The 21911-nt window shown below is 61.4% G+C and carries 18 protein-coding genes and 1 pseudogene; 7 read left to right on the top strand and 12 right to left on the bottom strand.

The annotated features are described in order from the left end of the window. Positions 1 to 27: 27 nt before the first annotated feature. The 5 genes from lptF (at position 28) to ACA057_RS13040 (ending at position 5288) form a co-directional block, all read left to right on the top strand. A complete protein-coding gene (gene lptF, locus ACA057_RS13060; protein ID WP_497348917.1) occupies positions 28 to 1098 on the top strand; it encodes an LPS export ABC transporter permease LptF in 1071 nt (356 codons plus the stop codon). Then, entirely contained in the window at positions 1095 to 2177 is a 1083-nt protein-coding gene (gene lptG / locus ACA057_RS13055; protein ID WP_497348915.1) for an LPS export ABC transporter permease LptG, read from the top strand. Before lptF ends, lptG begins: the two co-directional genes overlap by 4 nt. Before the next feature lie 76 nt (positions 2178 to 2253). Then, positions 2254 to 3438 carry a CDP-alcohol phosphatidyltransferase family protein gene (locus tag ACA057_RS13050; RefSeq protein WP_497348913.1) on the top strand — a complete coding sequence of 395 codons (1185 nt, stop codon included), beginning with the start codon at positions 2254 to 2256 and terminating at the stop codon, positions 3436 to 3438. Positions 3439 to 3472: 34 nt separating this feature from the next. Then, positions 3473 to 4405, top strand: a complete 933-nt coding sequence (locus tag ACA057_RS13045) for a hypothetical protein (protein WP_497348911.1) — start codon at positions 3473 to 3475, stop codon at positions 4403 to 4405. A gap of 46 nt (positions 4406 to 4451) precedes the next feature. Then, the gene (locus tag ACA057_RS13040) at positions 4452 to 5288 is read left to right on the top strand and encodes a metallophosphoesterase family protein (protein WP_497348909.1); all 837 of its coding nucleotides are present in this window, start codon (positions 4452 to 4454) and stop codon (positions 5286 to 5288) included. A 19-nt stretch (positions 5289 to 5307) separates the two neighbouring features. Here ACA057_RS13040 and ACA057_RS13035 read toward each other — a convergent pair whose 3' ends face one another. Next, positions 5308 to 6117: a phosphocholine cytidylyltransferase family protein gene (locus tag ACA057_RS13035; RefSeq protein ID WP_497348907.1), complete on the bottom strand. Its 810-nt coding sequence runs from the start codon at positions 6115 to 6117 to the stop codon at positions 5308 to 5310. Positions 6118 to 6334: 217 nt separating this feature from the next. On the opposite strand from ACA057_RS13035, the gene ACA057_RS13030 reads away from it, so the two are divergent. Next, positions 6335 to 8722 (top strand): ELM1/GtrOC1 family putative glycosyltransferase, encoded by a 2388-nt coding sequence (locus tag ACA057_RS13030; RefSeq protein ID WP_497348905.1) that lies wholly within the window; start codon positions 6335 to 6337, stop codon positions 8720 to 8722. Positions 8723 to 8737: 15 nt separating this feature from the next. Here ACA057_RS13030 and ACA057_RS13025 read toward each other — a convergent pair whose 3' ends face one another. Next, positions 8738 to 9754: a M14 family metallopeptidase gene (locus ACA057_RS13025; protein ID WP_497348903.1), complete on the bottom strand. Its 1017-nt coding sequence runs from the start codon at positions 9752 to 9754 to the stop codon at positions 8738 to 8740. Positions 9755 to 9862: 108 nt separating this feature from the next. Here ACA057_RS13025 and ACA057_RS13020 point away from each other — a divergent pair. Further along, positions 9863 to 10402 (top strand): annotated as a pseudogene (locus ACA057_RS13020) (TetR/AcrR family transcriptional regulator); the annotation flags it as partial. Here the strand turns inward: ACA057_RS13020 and ACA057_RS13015 are convergent. From ACA057_RS13015 to ACA057_RS12970, 10 genes are all read right to left on the bottom strand, one after another. After that, the gene (locus tag ACA057_RS13015) at positions 10358 to 11362 is read right to left on the bottom strand and encodes a DMT family transporter (RefSeq protein ID WP_497348901.1); all 1005 of its coding nucleotides are present in this window, start codon (positions 11360 to 11362) and stop codon (positions 10358 to 10360) included. The pseudogene ACA057_RS13020 and the gene ACA057_RS13015 sit on opposite strands and share 45 nt — an antisense overlap. After that, positions 11362 to 12060 (bottom strand): ABC transporter permease, encoded by a 699-nt coding sequence (locus ACA057_RS13010; RefSeq protein WP_497348899.1) that lies wholly within the window; start codon positions 12058 to 12060, stop codon positions 11362 to 11364. The genes ACA057_RS13015 and ACA057_RS13010 overlap by 1 nt, the downstream gene beginning before the upstream one ends. A 5-nt stretch (positions 12061 to 12065) precedes the next feature. Further along, a complete protein-coding gene (locus tag ACA057_RS13005) occupies positions 12066 to 12779 on the bottom strand; it encodes an ABC transporter permease (RefSeq protein WP_497348897.1) in 714 nt (237 codons plus the stop codon). A gap of 131 nt (positions 12780 to 12910) precedes the next feature. Next, positions 12911 to 13693, bottom strand: a complete 783-nt coding sequence (locus ACA057_RS13000) for a transporter substrate-binding domain-containing protein (RefSeq protein WP_497348895.1) — start codon at positions 13691 to 13693, stop codon at positions 12911 to 12913. Between the two features lie 28 nt (positions 13694 to 13721). Next, positions 13722 to 15725, bottom strand: coding sequence for an aminotransferase class I/II-fold pyridoxal phosphate-dependent enzyme (locus ACA057_RS12995; protein WP_497348893.1), 2004 nt, complete (start codon positions 15723 to 15725; stop codon positions 13722 to 13724). Positions 15726 to 15898: 173 nt separating this feature from the next. Further along, positions 15899 to 16621, bottom strand: a complete 723-nt coding sequence (locus ACA057_RS12990; RefSeq protein ID WP_497348891.1) for an NAD(P)H-dependent oxidoreductase — start codon at positions 16619 to 16621, stop codon at positions 15899 to 15901. A 9-nt stretch (positions 16622 to 16630) separates the two neighbouring features. Next, a complete protein-coding gene (locus ACA057_RS12985) occupies positions 16631 to 18277 on the bottom strand; it encodes an ABC transporter ATP-binding protein (protein WP_497348889.1) in 1647 nt (548 codons plus the stop codon). Between the two features lie 2 nt (positions 18278 to 18279). Next, positions 18280 to 19107 (bottom strand): ABC transporter permease, encoded by an 828-nt coding sequence (locus ACA057_RS12980; RefSeq protein WP_497348887.1) that lies wholly within the window; start codon positions 19105 to 19107, stop codon positions 18280 to 18282. 3 nt (positions 19108 to 19110) lie between these two features. Then, positions 19111 to 20070: an ABC transporter permease gene (locus tag ACA057_RS12975; protein ID WP_401362803.1), complete on the bottom strand. Its 960-nt coding sequence runs from the start codon at positions 20068 to 20070 to the stop codon at positions 19111 to 19113. 186 nt (positions 20071 to 20256) lie between these two features. Next, entirely contained in the window at positions 20257 to 21858 is a 1602-nt protein-coding gene (locus ACA057_RS12970) for an ABC transporter substrate-binding protein (protein ID WP_497348884.1), read from the bottom strand. Positions 21859 to 21911 lie beyond the last annotated feature (53 nt).

Genomic DNA, 21911 nt, shown 5'->3' with positions numbered 1-21911 from the left:
TCGCTGCGAAAGATCAAGGCGCGTGGCATGTTCCTGATCGAACGTTATGTCATCGCCGAGACCGGGCGGCCGGTTCTGGTGATGGTCAGCATTTTGGTGTTCATCTTTGCCAGCTATTCGGCGGAGCGCTATCTCGCTGAAGCGGCCATGGGCACGCTCGGTTTGCCGGCGGTGCTGGACATGGTGTTTTACAAGGTCCTGATTGCCCTCGAAGTGCTGGTGCCCGTTGCGTTGTATGCCTCGGTGGCCATTGCGGTCGGACGCCTGTGTCATGATTCCGAAATCACCGCGATAGCGGCTTCGGGCGCCAGTCCACTGCGGATTTACCGGGCTATCCTGCTGCTGGCAGTGCCGGTCTCGCTGGCCGTGGCCATGCTTTCGCTCTACGGGCGGCCCTGGGCCTATACGCAGGCCTACGCCCTTGAACAGCAATCCAAAACCGACCTGGACGTCAATCATCTGCTGCCGCAACGGTTCAATCTGAACGACGATAACGGCAGGATGATCCTGGCCGAGCGGATCGACCGAAGCGACGGCAGGCTACACGATGTGCTGATCTATGACCCGGGTGCAAAAACCCGCGTATTCCGCGCGGATGAAGCCCGCATCCTCAACCCCGATCCAAACGATCCGATCGTTGAGCTCAAGCAAGGTCACTCCTATTGGCTCCAGCACAATGCAGCACGCGATATTTCAGAAACGTTTGCCACCCTGCGCCTTCATCTGCAACCCATTGAGCAGAGCGCGGAAGTCAAGCGCAAGGCTTCGTCCAGCAAAACGCTCAAGGCCTCCGACGCCCTCCAGGACCAGGCCGAATTACAATGGCGCGAGACCCGAGGCCTGAGCGCGACGGTGCTTGCACTGCTTGCCATCCCGTTGAGCCGCACCCGCCCCAGGCAAGGGCGATTCTCCACCCTGCTGCCGGTGACCGCCGTCTTCGCCCTGGTCTTCTATGCCGGGGACATCTGCAAGACAATGGTGGGTAACAACACACTGCCCTTGTTCCCGGGGATGTGGACAGTGCCGCTGCTGATGAGCGTGGTCCTGCTGGTGTTTATCGCTCGCGATCTAACCAGTTTCCGGTTCGGCTACCGATGAAAATCGTCGATCGCTACATTACCCGTCATGTGTTCTTCGGCTTCGCGGCAGCGGCGGCGCTGCTGCTGCCGCTGTTCACCACCCTCGATCTGGTGGGTGAACTGGACGACGTGACACCGGGCGGGTACCGGTTGGACCAGGCCATCGAAGTGGTATTGATGACGCTGCCACGCCGTGCGGTCGAACTGGGCCCGTTCATTGCGCTGCTTGGCGGCATTGCCGCGCTCGGTCAATTGTCGGCCACCCAGGAGCTGACCGTGCTGCGCGCCACCGGGCTGTCGATTGCGCGGATCGGCTGCACCGCGATGCTGGCCGGTCTCGTGCTGGCGTTGGCCTGGGGGGCGCTGGATGAATGGGTGGCCTCGCCACTGCAGCAAAATGGCCTGGAACTGCGGTCTGAAGCCATAGCGGCGGGCGCGAAGGCCAGCAACGATCAAGGCAGTCTATGGGCTCGACAGGACGATCAGGTTGTCCGCATCGGCAAGCTCGAGCACAAGCGCTTGCCCACGGACATTGAAATTTTCAGGTTCGCCAAAGACCGCTCCCTGTCTTCCTACACCTTTGCGCAAACGGCAGACATTCAGGACGCCGGCATGTGGCGCCTGAACAACGTCCAGGTGAAACGCTGGGACCAGGGCACTGAAACGGCGGAACAACTCGATCATCTTCCTTGGCATTCGATATTTGGCGGGTCACGATTGGGCGACATCACGCTGCCGACCGACAGCCTTTCCGCGCGCCAGCTGTACCGTTACGTCGAGTACCTCAAAGCCTCGGGCCAGCCTTGGGCGCAGTACGAAATGGCCATGTGGCAGAAGCTCGGGCGACCGATCCTGACCCTGGCGATGATACTGCTGGCGATCCCGTTTGCCGTATCACAACCCCGCTCGCCCGGCCTGGGTGCCCGGCTTGCCGTGGGTGCGCTGATCGGACTGCTGGTGTATGTCAGCAATCAAATCATTGTGAACCTTGGATTGCTGCTGAAGCTCAACACGTTAATCACCACCTTGGGCCCCGCGGTGGTCTTGCTGGGAGTGGCAATTGTCATCGTGGGTTACCTGGACCGGGGCCGTCGCTGAAACCGCACAGGCTTGTTCTACGGATGAGACGCTGCGGCCCTCCCTTTCAACCATCGGATTCGACGCAGGCATAACAATGAAAACACCTGTCTATCTGCTCCACAGTTGCCCGGTGCGGTTATGGAACCTGACGTCCAGGGAGCGCCTGGGCCGAATGCTGGCGAAGATACCCAACGCCCGCCTCTGCGACGCAGACGAACCATTGCCGGCGCAAGGTGAAGTCGTCTTGCTGCGCGAGGATTACCTTTACGATGACCGCGTGCTCCGGGGCCTGATGGACATGCACGAGGTCGCGTTAAAGGATCCCCGGACCGACACCCTCGTCGCCGTCCATGCCAGCGTCGATCGACTGGCGCACCAGGCCAGCCTGGACAGTGCGGCGGTCGCCGACTTGCGCACAGTGGTCCCCGACAGCGTGGCCACCTCGATACAGATTCAATTGCGCAAGTTCGATCCTCCGTGGGTCGCCCGCATAACGCCTGCCAACCAGGCGTACCTGAGCAAGTCATTGTTCAACGGCTCCTACAAAGGTGTGACCGACTTCATCACCCGGGGTATCTGGCCCATACCCGCCCACTGGGCCACGGTCTGGTGCGTGCGGTGGGGACTGAGCCCCAATCAGGTCACTGCGGCCAGCTATGTGCTGGCCATCGCGGCAGGCTTTCTGTTCTGGCATGGGCTGTTCGGTGCGGGACTGTTGGCCGGCTGGTTGATGACGTTTCTGGACACGGTCGATGGCAAACTGGCGCGCGTCACCGTGACGTCGACCCGCTTCGGCAACATTTTCGACCACGGCCTGGACCTGATTCACCCGCCGCTCTGGTATTTCGCGTGGGGGATCGGGCTTGAAGCGACCTGGCAGCTGGATGTTTCACTCAACCTTGTGCTCTGGTTGATGTTCGTGGGCTATGTCTCAGGTCGGCTGTGCGAAGGCGCCTTCAAGTTCGTCGCCCCCTTCTCACTGTTTCTCTGGCGCCCCTTCGATTCGATCAACAGGCTCGTCACGGCGCGGCGTAATCCCAACCTGCTGATTCTGACCTGGTCATGGGCGGTTGACGCCGATGACATGGGACTGGTTCTCGTGGCCGTGTGGACGTGCGTCTCGACGCTGATTCTGGGTGTGCGCACGGTTTCGGCCCTGCTGTTGAAGCGCCGCGGACACCCGGTGCAGCCCTGGCTTAGCCGGATCGACATGGCCACCGAGCGCGACCGTCTGATCGTCCGGCTGTTCGCGCCCCGCTCGGGTCTCAACGATGCATAGCGCCCCAGGTCGCTCGACAGGTCGCGAAGTGCCTGTGGCCCTGCTTGAACACATCAGGGCGCAGTGCTCGCTGCCGGTGCCCGATTCTCTGGATAGCCTCGTCCAGGTGTTGCGCACACGCCTGGGCGGTGCATTGGCGGCGCTGCTGTTCCACGGCTCATGCTTGCGCGATGGTGACCTCGGCGATGGCATGATCGACATGTATGTACTGGTCGACAGCTACGCTCACGCTCATCGAAAGCGCTCGGCACAGCTGTCCAATGCATGGCTGCCCCCCACCGTGTTCCTCGTCAGGGCCGAGGCGCCCGATGGACGAATATTGCAGGCCAAATGCGCCATCGTGTCGTTGCGGGATTTCGAGGCGGGTACGGATTCATGGTTCCAAAGCTATCTTTGGGCCCGTTTCGCCCAGCCGTCACGGCTGGTGTATTTCAAGGACCCCGCTACGCAGAACCGTATTTGTCTCGCATTGGCGCGCGCCGTGATCACGCTGATCAGCCGCTGTATCGCCATGCTCCCGGATCAATTCGACAGCTTTACCCTGTGGGAAAGGGCCCTGACGCTGGCGTATGGCGCTGAGTTGCGTCCCGAGTCGGTTGATCGCCCCGGGCAGTTGGTCCGGCATGACAGGACCTATTATTCGCGCATCACCCGCGCCGCCGCCCCTGCCGTGAAGCACCTTGCCTGTACGGGCGAAGAGGATCGCTATCGCAACCTGTGCCCGGCGCCTGTGCGCCGGCGCAATGCGCTGCTGTGGAAATTCAGGCGAGTACAGGGCAGGACCTTGAACGTGGCGCGGCTGGTCAAATCCTTCTACACCTTCGAAAACGGTGTCGACTACCTGATCTGGAAGCTGGAACGCCATCTGGATGAGCCCATCGTCGTGACCCAGCGGCTGCGCCGTTACCCGCTGGTGTTCGGCTGGCCGTTGCTCTGGCGACTGCTGAGAAGCCGTCGTCTACGCTGATGAAGTTGCACCTGAAATCGCCTCGTATAAAGGACACCTTGTGACCATGACTCAACTTCTGCATATCTCCGATACGCATTTCGGTACCGAGCAGACGCCGGTCATGCAAGCCTTGGAAGCGCACGTCATCGAGCATGGCGCCGACCTGGTCATACTGTCCGGTGATATCACACAACGGGCGAGAAATGCCCAGTACGCCGCAGCCCAGGCGTTCATCAACCGCCTCAAAAACCATGGTATTCCTCAGGTATTGGCGATACCCGGCAACCACGATATCCCCATGTTCAATCTGTTCGCGCGACTGTTTTCACCCTACGGGTACTACCGCAGGTACATCGACAGCAACCTCGCGCCGATTTTCGAGAACGACGATGCACTGATCATCGGGTTGAATACAACGCACCCCAAACGGCGAAAAGACGGCAAGGTCACTGAACGACAGATCGAGGAAGTGGCTGAGCGGTTGCAGAATTGCGACCCGAAAAAGCTGCGCATTGTCGTGGCTCACCAGCCGTTCGGCTCCATCGTCGCCTCGGACCTGCGCAACCTGCAGATTGGCGCAAGGGCCGCACTGGAGCGTTGGGCAGCCTCAGGCCTGGATCTGGTGATGGGCGGGCATATCCATCTCCCCTATGTGCTGCCACTCAGCACTCAATATGCCGGCCTGCCCAAGGAAATCTGGCTGGTGCAAGCGGGCACTACGCTCTCGTCACGGTTACGCGGCAGCATCCCCAACTCCTTCAACCGCCTCCATCTGGATCAACAGACAAGGCAGGTCACTGTCGAGCGCTGGGACTATGCGGCGTCCCACGCAACCTTTGTGCGCCACGCCAATTTTCATTGTGACTGTTCACGGCTTGCCATCGCGAAGCCGATTGGTTGAGCGGTTGTGGGTCGCAGGACTAGGTTTGTACATCTTTGCCCTGAACGAAGAAGGCTTCTGCCCCCTGCATTCGGTCTGCCCAAGGCCTGACCAACGCCCTCGCTGCCTCGAGGTCGGCCGGAAAGTCCAACTCACTCCAGCCCAATCCCTGGACTGACTGGGCGAATACCTGGCCGGTGGTGCCCGCCAGGTAATCGATGATGCTGAGATACCACTGCTGCAGGGCTTGCGGGCGATGCATGCTTTCTTCAAGCGCACGCCGAAAAAGTGCCCCGCCTCCGGTTTGAAAATGCATCATGCCGATAGATTCCCCATCGACACAATCCAGCGGAATCTGCTTGCTGACGGCGCAGATACGATCACCGTCGAGGCGGATTTTCATATCGTCGCCGTCATAGATCGGCTTTTTGTCGACCGCCAGGGTAATCGCCCTTGGCGGAGCCTCCAGCAGCCGCTCCAGCACCGGCAAGTCGAACAAGGTATCGCCATTGAGCAGGATGAAATCGTCACCCATGACGTGCCGCGCCATCCAGCAACTGGCCAGGTTATCGGCAACTTCAAAGAACGGATTGAAAATGGTCGAAATAACGCCCGGGCCATAATGGTCGTTCAACACCCGCTCGACCTGGTCGGCCCCATAGCCGACCACCGCGGTGATGCGCGTGATCCCGGCAGCCAACAAGGCATCGATCTGCCATTCAATGACCCGTTGCCCACCGACCTCGATCAGGCATTTGGGAGAATTCTTCGTATACGGAAGGAGTCGCCGCCCCTGGCCGGCACTCAAGATGATGGCGCCTGTCAGTGTGCGTCGTTCGAATTGACCCATCTCTCCCAGGCTCCTCAGGTTAAGGATTGGACTGCCAGGAACCCCACGATCATTCAAGGGCTTGCTTGCAAGACTAGATCAATACATGAACTTGGCCTGCCCTTTAGACACCCGGCCATCGCCTGGACTCGACAGTGCACCGAGAGGCCATTTCGTTCTCGCCGTCTGCCAATTACCCTCTATGCTTCTGAACAGTACTTTTTTCGAGGAACTGCCAATGCGCCGCGGGATCCGGTCGTGGCTGAAAAGTTCGTTGCCGTCATCCTCCAGCCTCGATACCCGCAACCCGGTTGTCGGGTGCGGCACTGAGACGCCGGTCGCGATTCCCCGTATCGAGCCAATCGTACTGGCGGCCCGCGCCGGCGCGCCGCAGGCACCGGCAGTGCGGATATTCCTGGGCACCGAACCTGCGCAATACCGAGCCGAGCGCATTTTTGTCTATGCGCTGGCACAGGTGCGAAACCCGGACCGCCGTTATGAGATTTACCGGATGACCGGCCTGCCCGGCTTCGTCCAGACGGATTGGCGTACAGGCTTCACCAATTACCGCTTCGCTATCCCGGACCTCGCGGGGCGCCATGGTCGCGCGCTCTACAACGACGTCGATCAAATCTACACCGCCGACCCGGCCCCCCTGTTCGACCAACCGATGGGCGAGCATGGCTACCTGGCGCTGTCTCCCAAGGAGACCGCGGTCATGCTCATCGACTGCGAGCGGATGCACCGATGCTGGAACATGGAAGGTGCATCCACCAAACGCAAAAAAACCCTGCATGCCCTGGCGGCCGCGATACCCGGCTGCTGGGGAACACTGGATGCTGTCTGGCACGCCCGGGACATGGAATATAAACACGGAGAATCCCGGCTCTTGCATTACACCACGCTGCATCTACAGCCCTGGCGACCACTGCCCGCCCAGTACAGCTACCTGATCCATCCTTACGCCGAATATTTTCTCAGCCTTGAACAAGCGGCCGATGCTACCGGGTATGAGCTCTACACGGCCGCGCAACCCAGCCCCGCGTTTGCCCCGTCCTGTCGATCATTCATCACGCAGACGGCGCTGATCCCGGAGGACGTCAAGCGGCTGAACCACACGCTGCGCACTACCACGACGGGGTTGATCGGACCGTGGAAACAGACGGAGGCACTCGGCCAGGAGATCAGGCACTACGAGGTTGCCCAGCTGCGCCAGACAGATTTGCCCGGCCAGGATTTCATCGCGGCCCATGGCCTTGATACGCTGCCGGCGGAAGATCTGCCCTGGGTAGTGGATCGGTTGTTCAGCCTGGCCACCCGCTTTCTGTATATCCAGGCCAAAGTGAGTCGCGACGGTTCGATGATCAGCTCTGTCCCTGGCTGGCGCAGACTCCTGCACCGCGTGGCGCAGCGCTATCCGGATCGTTGCTGGAGGCTTGATTGCGAAGATGAAACAGGACACACCCATCGCTTCGTCGCCGACTTTGCGTTGCAGGCTCAGACGGCCGACAGTCCGAGAATCTGGGTACTGTTGAGTCAACATGCCGGCGATAACGCGCAGCTACTGGCCATGGCCGACGCGCTGCCTTGGCCTTACGAATGCAAGCGTATCGCCGTCAAACCTCATCCTTACCTGCTGGACGCTTTGTTCGGGCCCCTGTCGCCCCGAAGCCCGATACCAGGCCTGAACGAGCCCTGGCCTGACATGGTCTTGAGTTCGGGGCGGCGTTGCGCACAGGTTGCCCAATGGATCAAACATCGCTCCGCAGGGAGGACACGACTCGTCCATGTCGGGCGCGCCCAAGCCCCGTTGTGGCGCTTCGACCTCGTCCTGTCGACGCCGCAATACGGCCTTGCGCTGAACGACAACGTGGTGGATCTGCCTGCCCCTTACATGAACCCCAGATCCCTGAACCCGCCGCAAATGGAGCGTTGGCGACAGCAATTCGCCGACTTGCCTCGACCCTGGGTAGCCGTTCTCGTGGGCGCCAGCAGCACACCCTATTGCCTGGACCCGAGTGCGGGCGCTCGGCTCGGCGCTGAAGCCGCTGCGGCAGTCAAGGCGTTGGGGGGGTCGATTTTGTTGTCGAGCAGCCCGCGCTCCTCCGCGAAGACCCTCGATGCGGTACGGTCGGCCATCGACATCCCATGCTTTTGTTACCGATTCGATGGCGCGCAAGACAATCCTTATCCGGCGTTTCTTGCGCTGGCGGATCGCTTTATCGTCACCGGCGATAGCCTTTCAATGCTGACCGAGGCGTGCATGACTGGGCGTCCTGTCGCGGTATTTCCGTTGCCGATCCAACGCAAGGGCAAAGCCCGGCTCCGTCACGCACTAGAGCAGCGACTGGGGGTGATAGAGCGAACCCTGAGTGCGCGCGGGACGCCCAGACAGCAGGATCGCTTGGCAAGGCTCTATTTCAAACTGGTGTCGGCCGGAGTGATACGACGGGAACGGCAGTTCGAACAGGCCCATATCGCGCTCGGCGTCAGGCCGCTGCCACATGGCCTCGACCAGCCGCCGACGCTCTCTGCGCAATTACTGGAAAACGCCCGCGAACGTGCCATCAGCGCCATTCGCGGCTTGATGACCGGTGAACGTTCTTGCGGCGCTCACCGACAGTAAAAGCAGGACTGCCGCCTAGTTCGGGTCCAGCAACCCTCCGCTCCAGTTCCGCGACGGGCGTGTACCCGTGAACTTCGCCACCCCCATGCCCTGGGAAATGAAACGATCCCGACAGCAAGTCACCAGGCGCCCGGTTTGTTCGGCGAACAGCACCACTTCGGAGTCCGGGTCACCCGGGCGACGCAGGATGCGCGCAAAACGCTGTCCTTCTTCGACGACATCACCCAGTTCTTTTTCAAAGATCAGCACCCCCGGTTGCGGTGCAAGAAGGGTCTCCATGTGTCCCATCTCCACGGCTTCGACGGGCCAGTCCGCCGGGGATACCGCATCGTCGATGACCCCGATTGCACAAAGCCAGGCATACAGCCCCTCGGCGTCCTGCTCGGCGAATCGATCGCTGACGTCGCCCTGCCCGCGCAGCTCCAGGGTCGCGGCCATGTGCTGATCGGTGGTGCCGTCACGCAGCCACGGCGCAATGATGGTCTCTTCGAAAGAGCCATCGTCACCGTCGTCCCAGATGATCGCCACGTCCATCTTCATCGCCGCCGCCAATTCACGGCCACGGGGCCAGAAACTGCGGTGTACATACAGGTAGGGCAGCGCTGCGTCGTCGGTGTGCAGGTCGAGCATCAGGTCCGACTGCGCCGCCAGTTGCACCAGTTTTTTTTGCCACTGCTGAACGTTGGTCGAAGGTCGTTCCATCGCCGCCGACCGGTCGAATCCGCGATTGAAGTTCTGGCCGGTCGCATGGTGATATCGCCCGAGGATCCGCCCCTGGGAAAACTGCCCGATGCCGAGCGGATTGGCCTGTGGCACCACGGTCACACTGCCCTTGAGCCGGCCCTGTGCGTGCGCCACGTGAAGACGCTGCATCAACACATGCAAGACCAGCATCCCGGCGATTTCGTCGGCATGCACCCCGGCCTGTAAATGGACCGTCGGCCCGTGGCCGTCGCCGACGAAACGCCAGGCACTGACCTGCACCGCGTCGCCGTTATTGTTGGGGATGTTGAACGAAACGTCCTGCACCATGTGTTTGCCCTCCGGTGATGACTGTTAAACATCGTCGCTGCCGAAACTGGAGATTGAACGTCTGTTCAACTAAGCTCGCCAACGTGGAATTACACCCAGGAATTCTTTGTGACCACCGTTGCCCCGAAAAACCGCCGTGCCGAACCCGACGAACGCCGCGAACTGCTGATTGCCGCGACCTTGCGCTGTCTGGTTCGCGATGGCCACGCCGGGATTTCCGTGCGGCGCATCGCGACCGAGGCCGGTGTGTCCGTCGGCCTGCTCAATCACCATTTCGGCAGCATCGATGCGCTGATCGCCGACACCTACCAAAAGCTCGCCAGCGAACTCACCACCGCCCTGCTCCACGAAATCCACCAGGCCGGAACACCCGCGCAAAAGATGGACGCCTTCCTGGTCGGTTCTTTTTCACCGCGGGTCATGGACCCGAAACTGCTGGGTGCCTGGGTGGTGTTCTGGAGCCTGATCCGCCACTCCGAGCACGTCAGCAAGTCCCACGAAAAAAGCTACGGTGCATACCTCGATTTGCTGCGCCAGTTACTCGATGACCTGGCGGCCAGCGAAGGTTTCACGATCCACGACACGCGCCTTGCCGCCATCGGTTTATCGGCGATGCTCGACGGCCTCTGGATCGAGTGGTGCCTGAACCCCGAGACCTTCAGCCCCGCCAACGGCCTCCACATCTGCCGTTGCTGGATAAAGGGGCTGCGACACGGAGCATTCGGAGCCGACGACGTCCTGTGACGGGTGCCGACCGAAGATCATCGCCAGGGTGCCGCTGACCGCGATCAGACCGGCGCCGATCATCAGCGACACATCCATCAGCGTGCCCCAGATCAGGCTCGACAGCAGGAACGCCCAGATCAGCCCGGTGTACTCGAATGGCGCCAGCACGGTCGCGGTGGCGCGCTGGAAGCTAGCGAACAACAGAAACTGCCCGATACCGCCCAAAAGCCCTGCGCCGAGCATGCCCAACCAGGCAGGCGTCGGTGTCGGGGTGTAGGTCCAGGGCAACGCCACCGTCATGCAGATGACGAACACCACATTGGTGATCAGCATCTGTTCCAGCACCGAGGTCTGGTCATCCACCTGGCGTAACTGGATGTAGGTAATCGCCCAGCACATCGCCGCCAACAACGTCAGAACAATCGGCAACGGAGCCGTCAGGTTATTGGGGCGACAGGCAATCACCACGCCGACGAATCCGATCATCAGGGAGAACCACTGCCAACCGGTGACGCGCTCCTTGAGAATCACCGTCGCCAGCACCGTCACCATGATCGGTGCCGAAAAATACAGGGTGGTCATTTCCGCCAGCGTCAGGTCCCGGGCCGCGGTGTAATACATCAGCCAGGCGGCGATCGACAGCAAGCCGCGCACCACCAGCAACCGCCGGCTGGACGAGCGCCACGCTCGCTGAACCAACGCCAGGCGGCCCACCAGCAAACAAGCCACCGCGACCACCACCGCGCGCCAGAACAGGATCGTGAACACCGAATAATCGTCCACCAGCCACTTGATGCCCGCGTCCTGTAAGGAAAGAAATGCGTAGCCCAACGTGCAAAGGCCAATGCCTTGCAGCGAGCGGTCCACCACGGGCTTATTCATCATGCGGACCTGCGCACTGGCGTTCCCCGCCGTTCGGCAAACGCAAACAACGCCTCGATCAGGAACGTCAGGCAGACGTACACACCGGCCACCAGCAGCAACGGTTCATACACCTGCAGCGTCTGCGCCCGCACCACGTTGGCCGCGCCCAGCAAGTCGATCACGGCGATGGTCGACGCCAGTGCCGTGGATTTGAGCAGCATCACGGTCTCCCCGGCCAGGGTCGGCAACAGCAAGCGCAGCGCCCGGGGCAAACGCACCCGTAGCAGCGCCTGGCGCGCCGTCATGCCAAACGCCGAAGCGGCTTCCATTTCGCCTTTGGGCACCGCCAGCAAGCCACCGCGAATCACTTCGCCCACGTACGCGCCCACCGAGATCACCAGGGCGAACACGATGTACCAGTAACCGTCGCGCAGATAAGGCCAGAAAAAGCTGCCGCGTATCAGCGGAAACTGCGCAAACAGGCTGCCCAGGCCGTAGTAGAAAATGTAGATCTGGATCAGCAACGGCGTCCCGCGCGTCACGCTGGTGTAGAACAGACTGAGCTTGGCAATCAGCCTGTTCTTCGAGATGCGCGCCAGTGCCACCAACACCGCAAGCACAAAACCGAAGACACTGGAAATCAACAGAATGGCAATGGTCGTCTGCAGTCCGCGGATCAGCAACGACGCGTATTCAACTATCCACGCTGGAATCATTTCTCTCACTCAGCCAAAGGCATCCAGCGACGAATGCGTCGCTCTAGCCGGCCCGACAGATAGTTGGACACCAACGTCACCGCGTAATACAGCGCGGCAGCCGTGAGGTAAAACAACAGGTAGTGACGCGTCGAACCCGCGCCTTGCTTGGCGGTGTACAACAACTCGTTGGTGCCGACCACGCTGATCAGGGCACTGTCCTTGATCAGGTTGATCCACAGGTTGGCCATCCCCGCCATCGCATATGGCGCCATGATCGGCAGCGTGACGCGCCGGAACAGCCCGAAGCCGTGCAGGCCGAATGCCTTGGCCGCTTCGATCTGGCCGTAGGGAATGGCCTGGATCGCCGCGCGAAAAATCTCCGAGGCGTAGGCGCCCTGCACCAGGCCCAGTACCAGGATCGCCGCCAGCGGACCGCTGACGTTCACCGCGTCGTAGCCGAGCGATGCCATCAAGGAATTGAGCAGCATGGAACCGACGTAGTACAGCAGCAGGATCAGCAACAACTCCGGCACTGCCCGGAACAATGTGGTGTAACCGCGCGCCAGGGCCGCGATCGGTTTTGGCGCGCCCAGTTTCAGGCATGCGACCGCCAAGCCGATGGCCAACCCGACCAGAAAGGCCCCGGCCGATATCTGCAGGGTCATCCAGAGCCCCTTCAACAGCGCCCCGCCCCATCCCTGTTCGGTGAAATTGATCAAATCGAACATTGCTGGCATTTCACTCTCCCGTAAAACGATCGTGAACCCACCGCAACCCTTTGTGGGAGCTGGCCTGCCAGCGATGGCGGCGTGTCTGGCAAACCGCGTCGTATCAATCGCCAGCAAGCCGGCTCCTACAGGGGATGAGGTCAGAACGCCGGTTTTACGCTGGTACCGAAGTAGTGTTGGGACAGGTCGTCATAGTCCTTGCTCGCCAGCAAGGTCTTGATCGCCTTGTCGAGTTTGGCCTTGAGTTCGGCGTCGTCCTTGCGCAGGCCGGCCCCCACGCCCTTGCCGAAAATCGGGTCGTACGGGACGGCGCCGAGGTAGGCCAGGTCTTTGGCGTCCGCCGTCTTGACGAAGGCTGACATGGCCGTGCCGTCGGCCATCATCAGGTCGATTCGACCGGCAATCATGTCGGCGTTGGCCGAGTCCTGGGTGTCGTAATACTTAACGTCGGCGATTTTTTCGTAATACGTCTTCAGGTAACTGGCGCTCACCGTCGAGTTCTGCACGCCGATGGTCTTGCCCTTGAGATCATCCGGATACTTTTTCACCGACGCATCCTTCGGCCCGACAATGGCAATCACCGAGTCGTAGTAGGCGTCGCTGAAGGCGATCTGTTTTTCACGCTCTTCAGTCACCGACATCGAGGAGAAAATCACGTCGATCTTCTTTGCCAGCAGCGACGGAATGATCCCGTCCCACGCCACTTCCTTGATCTCGCACTCGGCTTTCATTTCACTGCACAGCTTGTGGATCAGGTCGACCTCAAAGCCCTTCCACTCACCGTTGGCCTGCTTCTCGGTGTACGGCGGATAAGGTTCGGCCGCCACCGCGAACCTGATCGGCTGAGCCTGTGCCGCGCTCATGCCGGCCAGCAATACGCAGGCCACGCCGGTAAACCAGTTTGCAAAACGTCGATGCCCCATGATTTTTTCCCCGTCTTTTTATGATGTATTAGCGAGTCTGATGAGCGTTGACGAACTGTCGGCAACGTTCGCTGCGTGGGTGTACGAACACTTCATCCGGCGAACCGGTTTCCTCGATCAGCCCTTGATGTAGAAAGGCAACTTTGGAAGAGACATCGCGTGCGAAGGCCATTTCATGGGTCACCAGGATCATGGTCCGGCCTTCTTCCGCGAGAGAGCGGATCACCCGCAGCACTTCGCCGACCAGTTCCGGGTCGAGTGCCGAGGTGGGTTCATCGAACAGCATCACCTTGGGCCGCATGGCCAGGGCTCGGGCGATGGCCACCCGTTGTTGCTGTCCCCCGGAAAGAAACGCCGGGTACTCGTTACGCTTGGCGGCAAGCCCGACACGTTCGAGCAAGGCTTCGGCCCGTTCAGTGGCTTCCGCACGGCTTTCACGCAGGACCTGGGTCGGCGCTTCGATGAGGTTTTCCAGCACCGTGCGATGGGGCCAGAGGTTGAAGTTCTGGAACACCATGCCCAGGCTCGAACGGATACGAACCAGTTGCTTGGCGTCCGACACCAGCGGTGCGCCGGGGCGGGAATGGTTCAGGTGAATGCTTTCGCCGTCGACCAGAATGCGCCCTTGGTCCGGCACTTCAAGCATGTTGATGCAGCGCAGCAAAGTACTTTTGCCCGAACCGCTGGCGCCGATCAGCGAGATCACCTCGCCTTCGCAGGCGGTCAGGGACACGCCCTTGAGCACCTCGATATTGCCAAAGCGTTTGTGCAGTCGGTCGACCTCGATCATGGTCCGGGCCGCAACGGGCGCCGCCACGGCTTCACGGGCCACGCGAGCAATGACGGGCCGCGGCGCTTCGCCGTTGAGCACCAGGACGAAATCGCGGATACGCTGACAAGCCTCGGCCAGCCGCTCTTCACCCAGGGTGAACGACAGGCGCACAAAACCTTGTGCGGGTTCACCGAACGCGGCGGCGTCCAGCGCCGAGACGCGTGCCTCGCGCAACAGCCGCCAGGCGAACTCCAGCGAAGTCAGGCCGGTGCCGCGTACATCCACCAGCACAAACATGCCGGCATCGGGTTTGAGCACCGAAATCCCCGGGCAATCCGCCAGACCTGCCACCACCAGATCACGGCGACGACGATAGATATCGCGCATGCCGTGAGTCACTTCTTCATGGGCCTGCACGGCCTTGAGTGCGGCCTCCATGGCAAACCCCGGCAAACCGTACAACATGCTCAACACCAGGGTTTCGACATGCGCGACCAATGCCTGATCGGCAACGATCCAGCCAATTCGCCAACCGGTCATGGCGTGGGATTTCGACAGACTGCCAATCACCACGCACCGCTCGGCCATGCCGGGCCACGCCGCCAGGCTCAGGTGGTCGCGCTCGAACGTCAGGCTTTCATAGACTTCGTCGACCACCACCCACAGGTCATGGGCGATGGCCAGGTCGGCGATCGCTTGCAGCTCTTCGCGGTTCATCACCACGCCAGTGGGATTGTTCGGGTTGGAGAAGAAAATCGCCCGGGTCTTCGGGGTGATGGCCTTGGCCAGCACGGCGGCATCAAGACGGAAATCATCGTCCGCCGAGCAGGCCACCCGCACCAGCGTGGCGCCGGAGGCCTTGAGCGTCGCTTCGTAGGTCACGTACATCGGATCGAAGGCGATGACTTCGTCGCCGGCACTGAGCAGGCACATCGACGCGGCAAACAGTGCGTTTTGCGCTCCGGCCACGGTGATGACGTTTGAGGCGTGCAACTCGCGATCGAACAGCTTGCCGTAGCGCGCCGCGATGGCTTCGCGCAAGGCCAGGCGACCGGCGATTTCGGTGTAGTGGGTGTCACCTTCGCGCAAGGCCTGGATGGCGGCATCGGTGATGAAGTCGGGCGTGGGGAAGTCCGGATCACCGACACTCAGAATGATGACATCCTCGCCACGGCCTCGTGCTTCAAACGCGGCGTAATGGATATCCCAGGCAGCAACGCCTTGCCCTGAGATCCGCTCAACAAAGGGTGAAAACCGCATGCCAGTGCCTCGTTCGAAGTGAAGAGCGCAAGCCCGCAACCAACCGGGAGAGAGAATGTGAAAAGGAACATAGACCAAGCTGAACACTCGTTCAACAGAAAACTGATGAAGGTTCGCGTTCAGCGTAAACAGGTCGTTTTTACGACAGTGGTGGCGTTTTTGCGTAGTGTCATTCAACCATCCACGGCAACGGGAGGGCTCAGCGGGTAGAGCTTTTCATCGAACTGCGACAGCTTCGGAAACACCAAGGGTTGCTCGTCGTTCAGATGCGTCAGGCGCTTGGCATAGTCCACCAGGAAGTCTTTGCGCGCCTCGTCGCTGATATACGGCACATGCCACGCCACAAACGGTTCCAGCACATCAAACCCGACATACGCCAGGGTGCCGCGCAGGATCGGACGCAGCATGTCCTCCAGCGGACCATGAATCGCGCCATCGCCGAACATGTGGTCGCGACCTCCCAGGGTCACGGTCACCAGCGCTTTTTTGCCGGCGAGCCCACCCTGATCGTAGAAGCGCTTGCCGCCGTAGCAGATGCCCGATACCAGCACCCGGTCGATCCAGCCCTTGAGGATGGCCGGGGTGGAGAACCAGAAGATTGGGAAGTTGAGGATCAACTGGTCAGCCCACAGCAGCTTGTCCAGTTCAGCCTGGATGTCAGTCGCCAGCGACTGGCTTTTCACACCCAAACGCTGCTCAAGCGCATACACCAAGTATTCGGGATTTTCCCGCGACGAGAAGTCGTCGGCGCTGGCCACCGGGTTCCAGTTCATCTTGTACAGGTCACTGACCTGCACCTCGTGACCCTGGGCTTCAAGGGTGGTGACAGCCTGATCACGCAGGGCGGAGGTGAAGGATTTTGGCTCGGGATGAGCGTGGACGATCAGTACTTTCATGGTAATTCCTTAGACTTTTTCCAGCGTAGGATTTGAATTCGTGGCGGCGCGACTGGCCAGCAAGCGGTCGAGCCAGTCGGGGTCCATTTGCGGTTCCGATGAGAACAGCAGCCCGGTGTAGTCGTGGTGCGGCGGGGTGAAGATCGCGCTGCGCGAACCGTGGTCCACCACCCTGCCCCGTTGCATCACCAGCACCTCGTCGGCAATCGCGCGCACGGTGGCGACGTCATGGGTGATGAACAGGTAGGCGACGCCGAGTTGTTGTTGAATGCGGTTGAGCAGCTTGAGCACGCCTTCGGCCACCAGTTGATCCAGTGCCGAGGTGACTTCGTCGCAGATGATCAGTTGCGGATCGGCCGCCAGTGCCCGGGCGATGCAAACGCGCTGTTTCTGCCCGCCGGACAGTTCACGGGGTTGGCGCTCCATGAACGTCGCCGGGTCCAGTTCGATCATCTCCAGCAACTCGGCGACTCGCGCGCGCATGGCCTTGCCCTTGAGCCCGAGGTAGAACGTCAGCGGCCGGCCGATGATGTCGACGATGCGCTGGCGCGGATTGAGCGCGGTGTCCGGGATCTGGTAGATCATCTGGATGCGGCGCAATTGTTCCTTGCTGCGTTGGCGAAAGTCCGCCGGCAGCGGCGCGCCGTCGTACAGCACCTCGCCATCAGTCGGCGGCAGCAAACCGGTGATCAGCCGCGCCGTCGAGCTTTTGCCGCTGCCGGACTCGCCGATCACCGCCAGGGTCTGGCCGCGATAAAGCTTGAGCGACACATCGTGCAGCACCGGTTGATGGCCGTAACTGGCGCAGCTCTTGCGCAATTCCAGCAGCGGCTGTTCCTGCTGCGGCAAGGCCTTGGGCTCGGTGCGGAAACTGCGCACGGCCCACAACGACTTGGTGTAGTCCTCCTGCGGGTCGCCGAGCATCTGGCGGGTCTCGGCCTCTTCCACCAGTTTGCCGTGGCGCAACACCATGATCCGGTCGGCCATCTGCGCCACCACCGCCAGGTCGTGGCTGATGTAGATCGCGGCGCTGCCGAAAGTCGCCACCGCATCGCGAATCGCCGCCAGCACTTCGATCTGGGTGGTGACGTCCAGCGCGGTGGTCGGTTCGTCGAAGATGATCAAGTCCGGATGGCAGGCCATGGCCATCGCGGTCATGACACGCTGCAACTGCCCGCCGGAGACCTGATGCGGATAACGTTGGCCAATGGTTTCAGGATTGGGCAGCCGCAGCACGCGATACAGTTCCACCGCTTCGGCCATGGCCTGGGCGCGGCTCATGCCGCCGTTTTTCACCGCGGTTTCCACATGCTGGTCGATCAAGCGATGGGCCGGGTTGAAAGAAGCCGCCGCACTCTGCGCGACGTAGGCGATGCGCAAGCCACGCAGTTTACGCAGGGCTTCGGGTTTGGCCTTGAGCAGGTCGATGCCGTCGAAATGCACCGAGCCGCCGGTGATCCGGCAGCCGTCGCGGGTGTAGCCCATGGCCGACAGGCCGAGGGTCGACTTGCCCGCCCCCGACTCGCCGATCAGCCCCAGCACTTCGCCGCGCTGCAGGGTCAGGTCGATGCCCTTGATCAGCGGGTGCCAGGCGTCTTCGTAGTGACCTTCGATGTGCAGGTCGCGGATTTCCAACAACGTTTTGGAGGTCGTCATGTTCAGCATTCCTTGAGGCCGCTGGATTTATGCAGCATCCAGTCGACGACGAAGTTGACGCTGACCGTGATCAACGCCACGGCCAGGGCGGGCAGCAACGGGCTGATGTCGCCAAAGGTGATCAGTACGGCGTTGTCGCGCACCATGCTGCCCCAGTCGGCGGTCGGCGGCTGGATGCCCAGGCCGAGGAACGACAGCGCACTGATGAACAGGAACACGAAGCAGAACCGCAGACCGAATTCGGCAATCAGCGGTGCCGCCGCGTTCGGCAGCACTTCGCGGGTCACCAGCCACCACAGGCCTTCACCGCGCAGGCGTGCGGCTTCGACGAAGTCCTGCACCACCACGTTCATCGCCACCGCCCTTGAGAGGCGAAACACCCGGGTCGCATCCAGCAGCGCGATGACCAGCACCAGCGACGTCGCCGTGGTGCCGACCACACTGAGGATCAGCAAGGCGAAGATCAATTGCGGAATCGCCATCAGGATGTCCACCACCCGCGACAGGCCCTGATCGATCGCACCGCCCTTGATCGCCGCAACCAGACCACTCAGGCCGCCGAGCAGGAACGCCAGCACGGTGGTCAGGAAGGCTATGCCCAGGGTGTTGCGCGCGCCATAGACCAGACGGCTGAACATGTCGCGCCCCAGGTTATCGGTGCCCAACAGGAACTGGCCACCCCACGGCGCGAAGCCCTCGCCCACTACCTGGGTTTCGCCGAACGGCGCCAGCAGCGGGGCAAACAGCGCGACGAGGATGTACAGCACGATCACCAGCAGTCCGAACTTCGCGCTCAGCGGCGCCCGCAATAATTGTTTGAACAGGCTCATGGTCTACCCCTTCGGATGCATCAGGCGTGGGTTGCTGGCGATCGACAGCACATCGGCGCTGGTGTTGAGCAGGATGTAAGTCGCGGCGAAGATCAGGCTGCAGGCCTGCACCACCGGGATATCGCGCTTCGCTACCGAGTCCACCAGCAACTGGCCGAGCCCCGGATAGACGAACACCACTTCAACCACCACCACGCCGACCACCAGATAGGCCAGGTTCAGCGCGACCACGTTGACAATCGGCGCCAGCGCGTTGGGCAAGGCGTGGCGGAAGATGATCCGCGACTGGCTGATGCCTTTGAGCCGGGCCATTTCGATGTACGGGCTGGCCAGCAGGTTGATCAACGAGGCGCGGGTCATGCGCATCATCTGCGCGATCACCACCAGGCTCAGGGTCGCCACCGGCAGCACCGAACGCTCCAGGACCGTGCCGAGGGACGCGTCCGGCGCCAGGTTGGAAATGCTCGGGAACCAGTTGAGTTTGACCGAGAACACCAGGATCAGGATGTAGGCGACAAAGAACTCGGGGAACGACACCGCACTCAACGCCGACGTATTGAGCAAACGGTCGAACCAGCTGTTGCGGTACAACGCGGCGAGCATCCCCAGCAGCAAGGCCAGCGGCACCGACACCAGCGCCGCCAGCAGCGCCAGGCTGAAGGTGTTGCCCAGGCGCGTGGCCACCAGATCGGCGATGGGTCGCTGGTTGGCCAGCGACACGCCGAGGTCACCGTGCAGCAACTGCCAGATCCAGTGCCCGAAGCGGGTCAGCGGCGGCAAGTCCAGCCCCAGTTGCGCACGAAACGCCGCCACGGTCTCCGGCGTGGCGGACTGGCCGAGCATGGCCTGGGCGATATCGCCCGGGAGCATGCCGACCGCGAGAAAAATGATCACTGACACCGCGAAGAGCGATAACAGCCCCAAGGCCAAACGCTGCAGGAGCAACTTGAAAATACTATTCACCGCACAGTTCCTCGAAATGGGCACGCTTGAACACACCACGTATCTCTACTGTGGGAACACAAACCCTGTGGGAGCGAGCCTGCTCGCGATAGCGGTGTGTCAGTCAGCATAAATATCTGCTGACAAGGCCTCATCGCGAGCAGGCTCGCTCCCACAGTTGATCTCCACAGGTTTCAAGATCCGGTTTTACGCCTGCCACCAACGCTCGATCACCCGCAGGCCATCCAACTCGCCATACGGCGCGGTTTGGCCACCGTGCGCAACGCGGTTGGAACGGGCCGCCACGGAGCTGGCGAACAGCGGCACGATCGCCCCGCCATCGTCGCGGCACAGCGACTGCATTTCGTTGTACATCTCGCGGCGCAACGGGTCGTTCATCTCGCCACGGGCGGCGTTGAGCAATTGGTTGAAGCGCGGGTTGTCCCAGTGGGTTTCGTTCCACGCCGCACCCTTGGCGTAGCCGATGCTGAACATGCGGTCGGCGGTCAGGCTGCTGTACCAGAACGAGGTGGTGAAGGGTTGTTTCATCCAGACATTGGAGAAGAACCCGTCGGCCGGTTCGCGCACCACGTCGATGTCGATCCCGGCCGCACGCGCCTGCTCCTTGAACAGCACCGAGGCGTCGACCGCGCCGGTGTACGCCGCGTCAGAAGCTTGCAGTCGCACCTTGAGCGAATCCAGGCCGGCTTTTTTCAGGTAGAAGCGCGACTTGTCCGGATCGTAGCTGCGTTGTTCCAGGGCAGTGTTGATGAAGCGGCTGCCGGGCTGGATCGGGTGATCGTTGCCGACCAGGCCATAGCCATACAGCACCGAAGCCAACAGCGTTTCGCGATTGATCGCGTGCTTCATTGCCATGCGCACGTCGTTGTTCTGGAACACCGGGCTGTCAGTGAGCATCGGGAAGGTGTAGTGCTGCGCGCCCTTGGTTTCTTCGATGACCAGGTTCGGGTTGCGCTTGAGCAGCGCCACGGTTTTCAGGTCGACCTTGTTGATCACATCGACCTGGCCGGTGACCAGCGCGTTCACTCGCGCCGCACCATCGGCGATAGCGATCAGCTCGGCGCTGGCGAAATGCGCGCGGCCCGGCTTCCAGTAATCCGGGCTGCGTTCCAGGGTCATGCGCACGCCCGGTTCGAAGTCCTTGAGGCGATAACCGCCGGTGCCAACACCCGCCTTCCAGTCCGCCACCCCGTCCTTGCTCGGCATGATCACCAAGTGATAGTCGGCGACCACGTAAGAGAAATCGGCGTTGCCCGAATGCAGCTCGAACACCACGTTGTCACTGCCATTGGCGCTGACCTTGGCCACATCGCCCAGCACGGTCTTGGCCGCCGACGTTGATTTTTCGCCGAGGTGGTGCTGGATCGACGCCACCACGTCATCGGCGGTCAGGGTCTTGCCGTTGTGGAAGGTCACGCCCTGGCGCAGTTTGAAGGTCCAGATGCGCGCATCCGGGGTCGAGGTCCAGCTTTCGGCCAGTTCGGGAATCGCCGTGCCGTCGACGGCAATTTCGCTCAGGGTGTTATAGACCGCCGAGAAGCCGACGAAGGTGAAGGTGTCGCTCCATGAGCCCGGATCGCGGGAGTCGGTGGTGCTGCCACCGGCCAGGCCCAGGCGCAACACACCGCCCGGTTTTGGCGTGGCGTCCGCGGCGAAGGCGCCAAATGGCAGGCCCATGGAGAACGCGCCGGCCATCGCGGCAGCGGCCGCGCTGTACTTGAGAAAGTCTCTGCGCGGGAAGCTGAATTCGTGGTTCGCTTGAGTAATCTTGTTTTTGTTATCGCTCATGTGAATTTGCCCCTGATCAAAAGCTAATGAAATGCCGGTTCAACACCACGCAA

The sequence above is a fragment of the Pseudomonas sp. LBUM1661 genome (assembly GCF_059695925.1).
The sequence above is the reverse complement of the archived record's forward strand: the minus strand, read 5'-3'. Positions and strand labels throughout refer to the sequence as shown.